Genomic DNA, 13,606 nt, shown 5'->3' on the forward strand with positions numbered 1-13,606 from the left:
AATACCACTACCAATGTAAAAAATATAACCATCCACTTTTAAAAGCACTGACCTTGTAAGAATATTCAGTGCTCTTTATATTTTAGTGTAAATTAATACTTTATATGAACATGAATCTAGAAATAACTAAACAAATTGCCATCTGAACGTATTTAGCTATATACCCTAGATTTTAAAATAAGTGGGGGATAATTTTTAGATAGTTATCCACTTTTCTTAGTTACTTAAGACCTATTAGGATTAAGTTTCTCTAAGTCTGTAGTTACTTTGTCCAAGCAAAAATAAATGATTTAGCATTTACTATAATAGAACTGTTAAAAGTAAAGGGATGATTATATTGAATTTACAAGATATTAGAGGATCTTATGATTTAATGTTAGGGTTAGGCAGCTGGTGTGGTCCCTCTCTTAATTTAAGAAGACATAATTGGAGAAGATTTTCGTTCCCTTTAGACTGGATGATATCTAATTCAATTTCTGATGTGAGTAGATTGCTAAGAAATAGATTTACTGGGTTTATGGAGTTTCAAAACTTACAGCGAACTGACGGTTATGCTCATTTTCTCGATGATGGCGTAGCAATCTTTCCTGAAGAAGGAGGAACTGAACCAGTTAATGCTCACTTCATTCATGATACTTACTACAATATCATTTCTGTCCATGATTTCCCTATCATTCCAAACGTGGATTGGACTGTAATGTACCCTTCCTATAAAGAGAAACTCTATCAGCGAATAGCTAGATTTTTGGAGAAAGTCGAAAATAGTTCCTCCATTTTATTTATTAGATGGGGAGCAGCTAGTCCAGAAGAAGCTATAGAATTAAAATCTGTAATATCAGGGTTGACAAAAGGGTCGTTTAATATATTACTCCTTCAGCCGGCAGAGGGACTTAAAAACGTTATTGATATGCATTGGACGATTGATGGGATCTGTTCTGTTCAAGTACCTATGGATGACCCAAATAATGAACTAGTATGGGATTATGTATTAAACGGAGTAAGTTTGAGTAATTATTGGGATTAGCATTTAAGATAGAGCATATCTTTTTTATCGCCATGATAATGAAGATAAAAAGAAAGAGTCATTATAAAGAAAGACAGCAGAACTTCCTAAAAAGCTTCTGCTGTCTTTCTTTATAATGATTGAATAAATAAATATCCCTTTTAAATTTATTTATAAGCCCAATACACAACTCTTTTTAACGCTATTTTTAAAGTTTTACAAAAGAATAATAAGCTCTAAAGAAATCCTTATGTTTATACCGCCTTTCTCCCACTTCACTTAAAAAGTTTTATAAATTGGGTAGCTAAGTTTTTATTGGGAAGATTAATAGATTAGCCTATAGCAAGAAACAAGGGTGAGCATATTTTAATAAATAAGGGGGCGAATACGAAATAGAGCAGGTATTTATGCTCAAATAACATGAATAGGGCGTGTATACAATGAAAGTTATGACCATTTTGGGTACAAGACCCGAAATTATACGTTTAAGCCTCATTATCAGAAAACTAGATAATTACGCTACAGAACACATTTTGGTTCATACAGGACAAAATTTTACTGCTTCATTAAGCGAAGTTTTTTTCCAAGAATTAAATGTTCGCCAACCAGATTATGTATTGGCTAACCAACAGCTTACCCTGGGAGAACAGTTATCAAAAATGTACAAAGAGCTAGAAGGTATATTTTTGAAAGAAAAACCGGACAAAATTTTAGTATTAGGTGATACTAATAGTGGTCTAAGTGCGATTTTAGCTGAAAGAATGGGTATACCAGTTATTCATATGGAAGCTGGAAATCGTTGCTTTGACTTAGAAGTGCCTGAAGAAAAGAATCGACGAATTATTGATTCTATTTCAAGTTTCAATCTTCCTTATACTCCCCAAAGTAAAGAAAACTTACTTAGAGAGGGTATCCCCTCTAATCGAATTATTGTTTCTGGAAACCCAATTAATGAAGTTTTAACGTATTACAAATCTAGAATAGAAGATAGTAAGATTCTTAACAAATTGTCCTTAAAAGAAGGAGACTACTTTTTAGTTACAGCTCATCGTGCGGAAAATGTTGATCATGAAGATCGATTACTGGAAATTATTAAAGGGATCAACATGGTGGCCGAATATTACCAAAAAAGAGTCATATGTAGCATACATCCTCGTACAAAGTCTCGAATAGAACATAGTTCACTTGTTAACATTCACCCACTAGTAGAACTTCATAAGCCATTTGGCTTTTTTGATTTTGTAAAACTTGAAAAAAACGCTTACTGTGTCTTGACAGATAGCGGTACAGTACAAGAAGAATGCTGTTTATTTCACGTTCCTACTGTAACCATTCGTAAAACAACTGAAAGACCAGAAACAATTGAATGTGGAAGTAATATGCTTTCAGGAATAAGTGCTGATCAAATTTTAAGCTGTGTCCATGTAATGGTTAATCAATTGAAAAATTGGTACTATCCCGAAGGGTACGGTCATCTAAACGTTTCAGATAAAGTGATTAAAGTAGTATTAGGAGGAATAAAAGGTGTTTGAAAATAAAACTATTTTAGTGACAGGCGGTACAGGTTCATGGGGATACGAATTAGTTAAACAACTATTAACACATAACCCTAAAGAAATCCGCGTTTTTTCAAGAAATGAGTCCAACCAATTCACAATGAAGCAAGAGTTTGACAACCATCCTAAATTAAGTTTCATAATTGGTGATATTAAAGACAGAGAAGCAATAATGGAATCCTGTCAAGATGTGAATTATGTTTTTCACTTAGCTGCTTTAAAGCATGTTCCAGTATGCGAAGATCAGCCAATTGAGGCATTGAAAACAAATGTACATGGAACACAAAATGTAATAGATGCAGCTATAAGTTGCAATGTAGATAGAGTTGTCTATATTTCTACTGATAAAGCATCAAACCCCGCTAACTTCTATGGCTTATCAAAGGCGATGGGAGAAAGGCTAATTATTCACGCTAACACATTAAATACTAAAACTAAATTTGTTTGTATACGTGGCGGTAATGTACTAGGAACAAACGGGAGTGTTATTCATGTATTTAAAAAGCAAATTCAGGAGAAAGGGAAAATCGGCATTACGGACCCGAATATGACCCGCTTCTTTCTAACTTTAGAAGATGCAATAAAACTTGTTTTTAAGGCGACATTTGAAAGTCTGGGCGGAGAAATTTTTGTTATGAAAATGCCTACTTGTAAAATTATTGACCTAGCTAGTGTATTGATAGAGGCTTCTGGTAAAGAAACGATTGAAATTGAAACATTAGGTATACGACCTGGAGAGAAAATACACGAATTACTTTTATCTGAATATGAGAGTACGACCACTGTCACATATGATGATGAATATTTCGTTATTTTACCTCCAATCCATATTGAAGGCTTAAAAGAATATTACGCACCATACACCCTTGTAAACCTAGAAAAATATGATTCAAGTAAAGAAACAATTAGCAAAGAGGCAATTAGAGAAATGTTGCTGAAAGGCGGTTTTATTTAAATGAAATTATTGATTCTTGGTGGAAAAGGAATGGCAGGGCATGTAATCACAAGGTATTTCATGCTAAATTCAAATTATGATGTATCCTATACATCAAGAGATCCTAAGGATAAAAATGGAATTTACTTAGATATAACAAATTTTAAAAGGCTCGAGGAAACTATCGACGCTATAAAGCCAGATATTATTATCAATTGCATTGGAGTCTTAAATGAACACGCAAGTAATAATCCTATGCGTGCTTTTCAAATAAATAGCTTATTACCGCATCAATTAGCTAAATTAATTGAACGTTATCAAGGTAAGTTAATTCATATTAGCACAGATTGCGTATTTTTAGGATTAAAAGGGGATTATACAGAAAACGATTCTCCAGATGGTACATCGGTATATGCTCAATCTAAACAACTTGGTGAAATTGTTGATAATAAGCACCTAACAATCCGTACTTCAATAATAGGTCCTGAACTGAAGGAAGGTGGAATTGGTCTATTTCTTTGGTTCATGAACCAACGGGGAATAATAAAAGGGTATAAAAAAGTTTTTTGGAACGGAGTAACAACCTTAGAGTTAGCTAAGGCCATTGAATTTTTTATAGAAAATAATGTTACGGGATTATATCATCTACATTCAAAGCAAAAGTTATCAAAATTAACATTATTAGAATTGTTTAAAGAAGTTTTTGAGAAGGATGATATTGAAATAATTCCCGACGAGGAAGTAGTATTAGACCGAACAATCATTAGTACCCGCACAGACTTCTGTTACACCCCTCTAGAGTACAGAGAGATGTTAAATGAATTAAAAGAATGGATGTCTAAATAATTCCCTCTAAATAATAGAAATGATAAAGGAAGCCACACTAAAAATGATGTCCTTTTTTATCTCCACCTATTGTTTGAAGTTTTGTGATTTATTTAAACATTCATTTTTAAATAATTAAATTAAAGGGGTAATAGACAGCCAATTATTTCAAAATGAAGCTAATTAGCTGTCTCTTTTTATAATACCTTATTTGTTGTGTAACTCTTATAATTATAAAAGCTAACTTAGCATAACCCATTCAAAGGGAAGAGCTAGATCTTTTAACTTGTTCAGGAATTACATACACTGTTAAACCATAACACTCTTTTATTTCAGTTGCAATTTGATCTGCTGTTACTTTATCGTTAAATGCTCCTGTTATTAAGCGGTAACGTTGTTTTTGAGTGGAGTTATTATAATTACTATTATGAGTCTCTTCAAAGCGATTATTATCCATAATACAGCCCTCCTTACTTATAACTAAGGATAAGTTAATTTAAATACTTAGTTACAAACAGATTTATCACAGTTACTCTTTACCATGGTAAGGGCACTCCTAAAAAGCACCCTAACATCCTTAGAAGAGGTGCCTTAAATGAAATTGAATAAAGATTCGTTTCAACTTGTCCAATAATCTTCATGTTAATTATATTTAGAGAAAACAATTTATAGGGTATAACTGACTTAGAGCAAAATAAAGAATAAATTCTATGTATTTACACTAATACCTCAGTGCATATCCTCCTTTTAAATTTAATATTTGCTCTTACTAACAGCAAAACTTTATAATTATATAAAAATTACCCCCTTTATAATTAGGTAAGAAAAGGCTCCTTCATGTAATTATAAAAGGGTAATATCAGCTAGTATCATTTTCCAATAATGATTGTTTGCATTCCATTTATCATGATTAGGCAGTTCAATGGCACAGACTCTTTGCAGAGACCAACTCTTTTCAACTACATGGGCCACATCGGTATGATTAATAACAAGAATTCTAAAATCATTAGCAATCATTCCAGATAAGATAGCTTCAAGCTCAGCAACTTCTTCAAAACTTGCTTCAGTTCTTATAAACAGGATTCTTTGACTTGTAGACAACTTCTCTAAAAAGCGCTGAATTCTTCTATCATATTTTTCTTTAACCTCAGCATAGCCACCTAAATGGGTAAGTGTATTTTTATCTGTTTTAAAATCATGATTAAACCCTATATTATAAACTTCATCCCACACTAATAAGTCCCATTGTGATATATATTTTATAATTCTAAGATTATTTAGATTCAAAAAATCAGCAAATCGATTCTGTAAGAGAGCATTAACATTCTTTAAAGAAGGAGATGAGACCCAATCTAAGATTCCAGAAAATGTTCTTAAGTTGTTATCTTTAAGCTGAAGTGAAGTCAAACACAAATCCCCTAAACTGAAAATAGCGTCGTAGTGCCCTTTTATACCTTCTAAATTCATACTATTTTCCCCTTAAAATAAAATTTGTACGAGTTTATATATTATATTAAATGCACAAATCTAAAAAAAGGAAGGGCTAGTAACTACTAATCTAATAAAATAAGCATTCACACAAAGGATTATGGATGGGTCATAGAGAAGCTTTAAGTCAAGTGAGTAAATCGACTAACTATTAAACAATCATATTTATAAATGTTATTTATTATTTTTTAGATATTTGTATGTTTCTGTTAAGCCATTAAAGATAGAAACTTGAGACTGCCACTCTAATAGCTTATGTGCTTTTTTACTATCGAGACAGCTATGTTTAATATCTCCAGGGCGTCCTTCCGTATGGCTTATATTAATTTTAGAACCATGAATCTTCTCAAGCTCCTTTAATAAACGATTCACAGAGGTTCTCTGTGTAGTACTAGCATGAATAACCTCCTGATGGCCTTTGTCGATAGCAGCTATATTTGCCTGAACAATATCTTTTACGTAAATAAAATCACGGGTTTGTTCGCCGTCACCATGAATATTTAGCATAGTTCCTTTATTTAGTCTATCTAAAAATACTGCAACTACTCCTCCTTCACCCTTTGGGGTCTGCCTAGGTCCGTATACATTTCCATAACGAAGAATTGTATAAGTTAGTCCGTATAAGCGGGAAAATAGGCGTATATATGACTCGGCTGTTAGCTTAGATAAACCATAATAAGAAATGGGTACTGTAGGATCCATCTCGGTAATTAACTCTTTTTGTAACTCTCCATAAACAGCTGAAGTAGATGCAAATATAATTTTATCAACAGAAGCGTCTCGACAAGCTTCAAGTATATTGATAGTCCCGTTTATATTTACATCAGCATCGTACTGGGGGTCATTGATGGACCTTGAAACATCCGCCTGAGCAGCCAGATGAAACACTATATTTGGCTTTTCCTTGAGAATAATTTGTTTAGTCTGTTTACTACATATATCTTCAACATGAAGAGTAGCAAGAGGATGTATATTCTCTTGCTTTCCTGAGATCATGCTATCAATTATATGAACTTCGAATCCTTTTATAATAAGTTCTTCCACAAGATGGGAACCAATAAAACCCGCCCCTCCAGTTACTATAGCCTTCATATACTATTCTCTCCCTCTTTAAGTTTCAATAGTATATGTCATCAAAAAGGTCACTGTGTAAGCTCCCTACCCAATACTTCGTTAAAAAGATGAATTAATTTACCTTTGCCGCACTACTAAAAGTTATAAGTTTACTCCCGGTGTGAGAGGACCTTTTCGTAAACGTTTAATACCTTATCAACTGCTTTTTTTTGCGACCAATGATTTAAGGCCCATTCTTGAGCTTTAGCCCCTAAGGATTCCCTGTATTCTGGGTTTATTAATAAGTTATAAATATTTTCACATAGTGAGTTTGGGTCTCCAGCAGGTGAAATTATTCCTGTTGAACCGTGTTGAACCATTTCTGGTAACCCCCCTGCATCACTTACTATTACGGGTTTTCCAGCAAGTTGCGCTTCAATTACGGATAGGGGCTGATTTTCTATAAGGCTAGGAAGTACAAAGATATTAGCAAGAGATAGTAAAGAAGGAACATCATTTCTGTTGCCTAAAAAAATAACTCTTTTTCCTAGCCCTAGTGCTCTGCTTTGAGCTTTTAACTCAGCTTTTTTATCCCCATCCCCCACTATCCAACATACCCACCCTTTTTTTAACTTTTTTAGTTCACTGAGGGCAGATAATAAATGATGAATTCCCTTAATCTCAACCAACCTTCCCGTATAAATAATTACTTGTTGACCAACACGTGAACGAAGACTTGGGGGGTTCTGCATTCGCTGAAGAAAAGAATTAATATCATATCCATAATGAAATACTGTAAGCTTTTGCTCTTGAACCTGAAATTCCTTTATTAAAATATTCTTAAGCCAGTTATTTGCGACCACTGTACAGTCAGCAGACATAGCACCTGTATGCTCAAGCTCATTAAAATACTTACATGCTATATCGGCAGTAGAGGATTTCAAAGTATTTTTAACGTAGTGATTTAATTCGTGGGCTACACAACCGTGTATAGTTGCTACTAATGCTGTTTTTTCAGGTTTTAGCGGGCTAATACAGGCAGTTGACACTACGTCTTGTGTATGAATTAAATCGTATTGATCTATGCATAGGTGAGTAACTCCTTCCATATAGCCCAGACGCTGCTTCTCATAAAATTTAACTACTTCATCTTTGTATAGAAGAGGTTGATTTTTTTCTTTTTGAGCTAACTTTGTGACTAATGAAAGCTCATCTTTAATAAATTCTTGATTTTTATTAACAATATGAACTGATTCATTCCCTGCTCCATGACCAAGCAAGTCTACTTCATGTCCCAATGCTTCAAGTTCTTTTTTTAACTGTTGCATATAATTCCAAACGCCACCTACATGAGGGACTTCCCAAAATGTAGCAAGTAATATTTTCATAAATTTCTCTCCTCTTTTCATAAAATCAGAGCTCCTAAATTCCCTTATATATAGGTATTCATGCAGATAATTAATGTTATAAACTACCATTTCTATTTAAAAAACAATATTTTAATACAGTAGCATAGAGGCTCTAAATGAAAGATTTGTTTTTTTTAGCATACATCTAATATTAAGCTTAATTTAATGGGAAGTTTAAATACACTGGGTGGGATGTGAAACTAATGAACGCAAAATATAAATTATTAATTACCGGAGCAAGCGGCTTTACCGGACAACATGCATGTGAATATTTTTCAAAATTAGACTTGGATATCATAGCCATAACTAACAAGAGAAACTTTTGTTATAAAAAAGTTAAAACAAAACAATGCGATTTATTTAATAAAAAGGGAATAAAAGACCTTATTAAACAAATAAAACCTGATTATGTTCTCCATTTAGCAGGACAAAATGCGGTAGGTCGTTCATGGGAAGATCCTCTCAATTCCCTAGAAGTGAATGCAATGGGTACAGCATATCTTATTGAGGCTCTCCGACAAGAAGCACCAGCTTCTAAGACAGTTATTGTGAGTTCAGCTCTCCAATTTAACCCAACCTCTATCCCTGCTTTTAACCATCCCTATGGTCTAAGCAAAACGATACAATCTATTTTTTCTCAATTTTGGGCTGCCTTATATAATATGCATATTGTTATTGCTAGACCATCAAATTTAATAGGACCGGGATTCTCTACAGGAGTCTGTTCAATTTTTGCTCAGAAGATTGTAAATATGGAAAGAGGGAAAGAAGAAAAATTCTTAAACGTGAGTAATTTAAATAATCGTCTAGATTTTTTAGATGTACGAGATGCAGTAAAAGCTTATGATTGTCTTCTTAAGAGAGGGAAGTCTGGTGACATATATGATGTCTCTTCTGGTAAGAGCCATTCCTTAGGTGAAATTATAAACATGTTTAGGAAAACAACGGATATTTCATTTCAAACAAAATTAGATAATCAAAGCCCTATAGTTAATCATGTTGATCTGCCCCCCGTATCTTTAATTGAATTGGGGTGGCAGCCAAAAATACCTCTGGAAACTACTATAAAGAACATTGTTGACTTTTATCGTCAACAAGTAAATAGTCCTAATAACTAGCAAAAGAAAAATGGCTACTTTATTAATTAGTCCTTTAATGATTCTTATAAAATCTCTTATGTGAAATTAATTAAGATTTACTTTAATCGAACCTTTTTCCATATTCTCACTAGAGGTTGGCATATGAAAGGTGTTTTTTAGAGAGTTTTCATATCATTTAACAAGTGCTTTGCATATTCTAATTGAGGAATTAAATAAGGTAATTTCAGACTAGTGGGTTCCTTAATATTCCGTAAAGTATATAACTTATAATTTCCATTGCTTAAATTAAAGTTATTTTTTGTGAAAATTTGGATTAAGTATGGATAATAAGCGAGTTATATACCCTGAATACAATTTATTTTTTGGAGGGTAAGTAATGGGTCCAAAAGTATCAATAATCATTCCTTTTTATAACTGTCCTTATGTAGATCAGGCAATTAAAAGTGCCTTAGATCAGACATATGAAAATATAGAGATAGTGGTAATAGACGATGGTTCTACAAGCTATACGGAAAAAATCATTCCATTTAAAGACAAAATTATTTATATAAGGAAAGAAAACGGGGGAACTGCTACTGCTCTTAACACCGGCTTATTTGTTGCTACAGGAGAGTATATTGCTTGGTTAAGTTCAGATGATTATTTTGTTCCTGCAAAAGTTTCTAAACAGATAGAATTCATGACTAAAAAGAAAATAGACGCCAGTTTCACAAATTTTGATTACATTAATAAAGATAATCAAGTTTTAGTTCCTTGGTGTACTAAACGCTTTACCAATCTTGATGATGTATATAATGCTTTTCTAACTTATAATGCTATTAATGGCTGTACGATCCTTATAAAAAAGGAATTTTTTGATAAAGTGGGGGTTTTTTCTCCAGACTTTCGTTATACACACGATTATGAAATGTGGTTCCGCATGCTTGTGAATGGCTATGAAATTCATTACTTTGATGAATCCCTTACAAAGTTTCGCTCACATGAGAATTCGGGAACACGTAAATATCAACTCGAAATGCAAAAAGAGATGAAAATTATTGAATATCATTACCGTCCTCTTTTAAAAGAATATATAAAATCGCTTCAGTCAGACCAGTCATAAAGTGTGTATAAGTTTACAATTCTCTATGCCCACTAATATCTATCTCAACCTTATTTAATAAGCTACTTCACTACTTGTTCGAATTATGAATCCCATCCAAATAATTAAAATCCTCCCTTACAAGTAGTGCTACCCCTTATTCTTAGTCTCTTTACACCTATATACATTTAAATCTTGTTACATACATCTCTAATTGAAATATTAAAAGAATAAGCCCCCTCCATATCAATTAAAAATTTTTCACATATTATACATTAAGGAAAGCCTATATAACTAAGAAAAATTTACTTAACCTTATATAAATGTGGTAAATCGGATATTATTTTTGGCCTAATTTTTTTAAGAAAGAAGGGAATTAATAATAAATGAAAGACAAAAATACTTCATCATTTGATAAAAATCTTACTGATTTCTTAGATGAGATAAAAACCAAATTGCATCCAGACTATAAAATTCCTGATCCTCAAGTTGTAAATATAATTTTAAAATATACTCAGTAAGCTAGTCGAGCTTTCTACAATGTTGTTATAAGCTTACACACCCAACACCAAAATATATGCAAAACAATTAAGGGATGATTATAAATGAAAATTTTATTGGTTTCCTATTATCCACTCCCCTATACCGGGGGAGTTTGGACGTTTGTATCATTACTCAAAAAATCTCTTGAAGACTTGGGGCATTCTGTCGATGTACTCAGCCATACTCCTGATACAACCAAATATCGAATTATAGGGCAAGAAACAGAAATAGAAATTGATAATATTTCTCCTTATATTAAAGAAAAGATCATAACAGAGATGCCTTCATTACCTATAAACAGCTGGATATATAATGTTGAAATATTTCGTTATAGCTTGGAGCTATCAGCCGTATATTATAATCTCCAACACTATGACATCATTCATGCACTAGATGTAACAGCGGCAAGAGCTGTAAGTAGAGTTAAACCTTCAAACATCCCCCTTGTTACTAGTGCACTGGGTAACCTATCAAGGGATATTTTCTTTACCCTTAAGACCATGCATCGAAAAAAAACTGATCAACAACTGCAAGATACATTTGAATATCAATACCATAAAACCCTTGAACGTCTAGGATATCAATCTAGTAATTTGATTCATAGTCCCACGCTTTGGATGCGTAATAATATTATAGATAACTTTTCTATTTCTCCGGATAAAATAATGACTTTTTCATACGGATTAGATATTAAAAATTTTCAAGAAGATTCTATGAAACACCCTATTATTGGACCAAAAAAGGGAAAGAAAATTATCCTGTTTATGGGGAGGCTCGTTTATTTAAAGGGTGTTCATCATCTACTTGATGCACTTGCGCTTTTAAAAAAGGATAGAGATGATTGGGAATGCTGGATACTCGGAGAAGGAGAATTAAAAGCAGAGTTGCAAGAACAATGCCAAAGTTTAGAGCTTAGTACCCACATTAGATTTTTAGGAATCTCTAATGATGTTGCTCATTTTCTCAAAGAGGCAGATATTTTTGTTCACCCTAGTATACATGATACCCAGCCTTATTCTGTCATGGAAGCTCAACTAGCAGGTTTACCGGTTCTTGTAAGCAATACGGCAGGTTTACCTGAAATGGTTGAGACCGGCAGAAGCGGATTAGTTTCCTCTGTTGGAAACATCCATGAACTATATGATCAGTTAAGATATTTACTTGAAAATGATATTCTTCGTAAACAACTGGCTGTCTGTACTAAGGAATGGGCGAAAGAGCGATGGTCTCTTGATACCATGGTTAATAATGTTCTGTCACTGTACCAACAGGCTAAAGGTTTAGAAACAGAAAATGAAAATTCAACTTAAATAAAACACCAGAGCATGTAAAGGCTCTGGTGTTTTATTTATTATCATATTCCAAGGGACCTAATCATAGCAATAAAATTTGCACAGTATAATTCCGGACTAAAGTTTATCTTTACATGCTGGAGAGCATTTTTACGTATGTACTCTCTTAATTGAGAATCCATTATCAACTCTTTTGCTTCCTTAACAGCTTCATCAACATTACCTAACGTATAATATTTTCCTGTTTGATTATGAATAATTGAACTTTTTACACCATCAGAGTCTGTTGTCAATACGGGACACTTACAGCTCATTGCCTCAAGAAGCGAATAAGGTGCTCCCTCTACTTTAGAGGTAGAGCATAAAAAGCCACCAGATTCACCGATCATTGAAAAATAATTTGCCATTTCATTGTTAGGGACATTTGCGTGAAGCAGAAGATTTGCCTCTAAATTTAATTCTTTAATTAAATTTTTAAATTCAGCTCTTTCTTTTGGTTCACTTATAGTAGGATCTTCAAACATATGTAATTGTATGCCTGAATTATAATTATGAACTAATTCACTGCCTATTTTTAAAAATTCTCTCCAATTCTTATTATCTTCAATTCGTCCAATCCATGCAATATGTGGAGTATGACTTTCAGGTACGGATCGGTATGAAAACTCATTAGTATCAAAACAGTTGTTAAAACTAAAAACAGGGAATGAGGGATAAAGTTCATCTAACAGCTGCATAATGTGAGGGGTTTTAGGGTTAAGGAAACCAGAAGCGTATTTAGTTACAAGAGGCACAGCATTTGTAAGGGCAGCTCTGGCGGTGCTTTTTGGACCGTATCCTTGTATTTCTATAATCATCTTTCCCCGATAACCTAGTGATTTAAATCTAGGTAAAGCTTGGAAATCTGAAACGATCACAACGAGACTGTAATTTCCATCATTCAATATTTTTTTTATCTCTGTGTCTTCATTTGTTACAAACGTTTGAGTACCATGATCATTTATTGTCTTTTTTCTATTTTCATAATAGAGACAGTCGGCATTAATATTATATTTCTTAAGAGCCTTACACCTTTGACGATTTAAAGTCTCTACACCACCACTTGGGACATAGAATACAAACAATATATTCATTTCTTACCCCCATTTAGTAAATTAATTTAAAAACAAAAATTATAGATCGTATATTAAACCTTAAGATAATAAAGGTCACTCTAATAAATAATATGCATAAATTGAACTGCTCTTTTACTTAACTTACCAATATTATTAAATTAAAATTTTTATTCACTTTAAATGATGAGTAAAATTAATCTAACGAAT

Annotated in this window: 13 protein-coding genes; 8 read left to right on the forward strand and 5 right to left on the reverse strand. The window is 32.9% G+C overall.

Features of this window, described 5'->3' with window-relative positions:
- Window positions 1–337 precede the first annotated feature (337 nt).
- From MKY06_RS29225 to MKY06_RS29240, 4 genes are all read left to right on the forward strand, one after another.
- Window positions 338–1,024 carry a DUF1796 family putative cysteine peptidase gene (locus MKY06_RS29225; protein ID WP_223272404.1) on the forward strand — a complete coding sequence of 229 codons (687 nt, stop codon included), beginning with the start codon at window positions 338–340 and terminating at the stop codon, window positions 1,022–1,024.
- A 419-nt stretch (window positions 1,025–1,443) separates the two neighbouring features.
- Window positions 1,444–2,535, forward strand: a complete 1,092-nt coding sequence (gene wecB, locus MKY06_RS29230) for a non-hydrolyzing UDP-N-acetylglucosamine 2-epimerase (RefSeq protein ID WP_116299296.1) — start codon at window positions 1,444–1,446, stop codon at window positions 2,533–2,535.
- Entirely contained in the window at window positions 2,528–3,514 is a 987-nt protein-coding gene (locus MKY06_RS29235; RefSeq protein ID WP_029319771.1) for a polysaccharide biosynthesis protein, read from the forward strand. The genes wecB and MKY06_RS29235 overlap by 8 nt, the downstream gene beginning before the upstream one ends.
- Entirely contained in the window at window positions 3,515–4,339 is an 825-nt protein-coding gene (locus tag MKY06_RS29240; protein WP_116299295.1) for a dTDP-4-dehydrorhamnose reductase family protein, read from the forward strand. It abuts the gene before it with no gap.
- A gap of 238 nt (window positions 4,340–4,577) precedes the next feature.
- Here the strand turns inward: MKY06_RS29240 and MKY06_RS29245 are convergent, their stop codons facing one another.
- From MKY06_RS29245 to MKY06_RS29260, 4 genes are all read right to left on the reverse strand, one after another.
- A complete protein-coding gene (locus MKY06_RS29245) occupies window positions 4,578–4,775 on the reverse strand; it encodes a hypothetical protein (protein WP_116299294.1) in 198 nt (65 codons plus the stop codon).
- 386 nt (window positions 4,776–5,161) lie between these two features.
- Entirely contained in the window at window positions 5,162–5,785 is a 624-nt protein-coding gene (locus MKY06_RS29250; protein ID WP_116299293.1) for a DUF1796 family putative cysteine peptidase, read from the reverse strand.
- A gap of 195 nt (window positions 5,786–5,980) precedes the next feature.
- A complete protein-coding gene (locus MKY06_RS29255) occupies window positions 5,981–6,898 on the reverse strand; it encodes an NAD-dependent epimerase/dehydratase family protein (protein WP_218812891.1) in 918 nt (305 codons plus the stop codon).
- Between the two features lie 131 nt (window positions 6,899–7,029).
- Complete coding sequence (locus MKY06_RS29260; protein ID WP_116299291.1) at window positions 7,030–8,268, reverse strand: glycosyltransferase family 4 protein; 1,239 nt, start codon at window positions 8,266–8,268, stop codon at window positions 7,030–7,032.
- Between the two features lie 203 nt (window positions 8,269–8,471).
- On the opposite strand from MKY06_RS29260, the gene MKY06_RS29265 reads away from it, so the two are divergent.
- From MKY06_RS29265 to MKY06_RS29280, 4 genes are all read left to right on the forward strand, one after another.
- Entirely contained in the window at window positions 8,472–9,386 is a 915-nt protein-coding gene (locus MKY06_RS29265; RefSeq protein ID WP_116299290.1) for an NAD-dependent epimerase/dehydratase family protein, read from the forward strand.
- A gap of 358 nt (window positions 9,387–9,744) precedes the next feature.
- Complete coding sequence (locus tag MKY06_RS29270) at window positions 9,745–10,470, forward strand: glycosyltransferase (protein ID WP_116299289.1); 726 nt, start codon at window positions 9,745–9,747, stop codon at window positions 10,468–10,470.
- 365 nt (window positions 10,471–10,835) lie between these two features.
- The gene (locus MKY06_RS29275; protein ID WP_256995910.1) at window positions 10,836–10,970 is read left to right on the forward strand and encodes a hypothetical protein; all 135 of its coding nucleotides are present in this window, start codon (window positions 10,836–10,838) and stop codon (window positions 10,968–10,970) included.
- 84 nt (window positions 10,971–11,054) lie between these two features.
- Window positions 11,055–12,302, forward strand: coding sequence for a glycosyltransferase family 4 protein (locus MKY06_RS29280; protein ID WP_116299288.1), 1,248 nt, complete (start codon window positions 11,055–11,057; stop codon window positions 12,300–12,302).
- 44 nt (window positions 12,303–12,346) lie between these two features.
- On the opposite strand, the gene MKY06_RS29285 is transcribed toward MKY06_RS29280, so the two are convergent.
- Window positions 12,347–13,417 carry a glycosyltransferase family 4 protein gene (locus tag MKY06_RS29285; RefSeq protein ID WP_116299287.1) on the reverse strand — a complete coding sequence of 357 codons (1,071 nt, stop codon included), beginning with the start codon at window positions 13,415–13,417 and terminating at the stop codon, window positions 12,347–12,349.
- Window positions 13,418–13,606 lie beyond the last annotated feature (189 nt).

Origin of the sequence: Priestia sp. FSL P4-0332 (assembly GCF_038005845.1) — a bacterium.
In the GTDB taxonomy this organism is placed as follows: Bacteria; Bacillota; Bacilli; order Bacillales; family Bacillaceae_H; genus Priestia.

Coding starts and splice junctions, on each gene's coding strand:
- MKY06_RS29245 (WP_116299294.1), bottom strand. CDS start 4,775: ATGGATAATAATCGCTTTGAAGAGACTCATAATAGTAATTATAATAAC.
- MKY06_RS29255 (WP_218812891.1), bottom strand. CDS start 6,898: ATGAAGGCTATAGTAACTGGAGGGGCGGGTTTTATTGGTTCCCATCTT.
- wecB (WP_116299296.1), top strand. CDS start 1,444: ATGAAAGTTATGACCATTTTGGGTACAAGACCCGAAATTATACGTTTA.
- MKY06_RS29240 (WP_116299295.1), top strand. CDS start 3,515: ATGAAATTATTGATTCTTGGTGGAAAAGGAATGGCAGGGCATGTAATC.
- MKY06_RS29270 (WP_116299289.1), top strand. CDS start 9,745: ATGGGTCCAAAAGTATCAATAATCATTCCTTTTTATAACTGTCCTTAT.
- MKY06_RS29275 (WP_256995910.1), top strand. CDS start 10,836: ATGAAAGACAAAAATACTTCATCATTTGATAAAAATCTTACTGATTTC.
- MKY06_RS29260 (WP_116299291.1), bottom strand. CDS start 8,268: ATGAAAAGAGGAGAGAAATTTATGAAAATATTACTTGCTACATTTTGG.
- MKY06_RS29285 (WP_116299287.1), bottom strand. CDS start 13,417: ATGAATATATTGTTTGTATTCTATGTCCCAAGTGGTGGTGTAGAGACT.
- MKY06_RS29265 (WP_116299290.1), top strand. CDS start 8,472: ATGAACGCAAAATATAAATTATTAATTACCGGAGCAAGCGGCTTTACC.
- MKY06_RS29250 (WP_116299293.1), bottom strand. CDS start 5,785: ATGAATTTAGAAGGTATAAAAGGGCACTACGACGCTATTTTCAGTTTA.
- MKY06_RS29280 (WP_116299288.1), top strand. CDS start 11,055: ATGAAAATTTTATTGGTTTCCTATTATCCACTCCCCTATACCGGGGGA.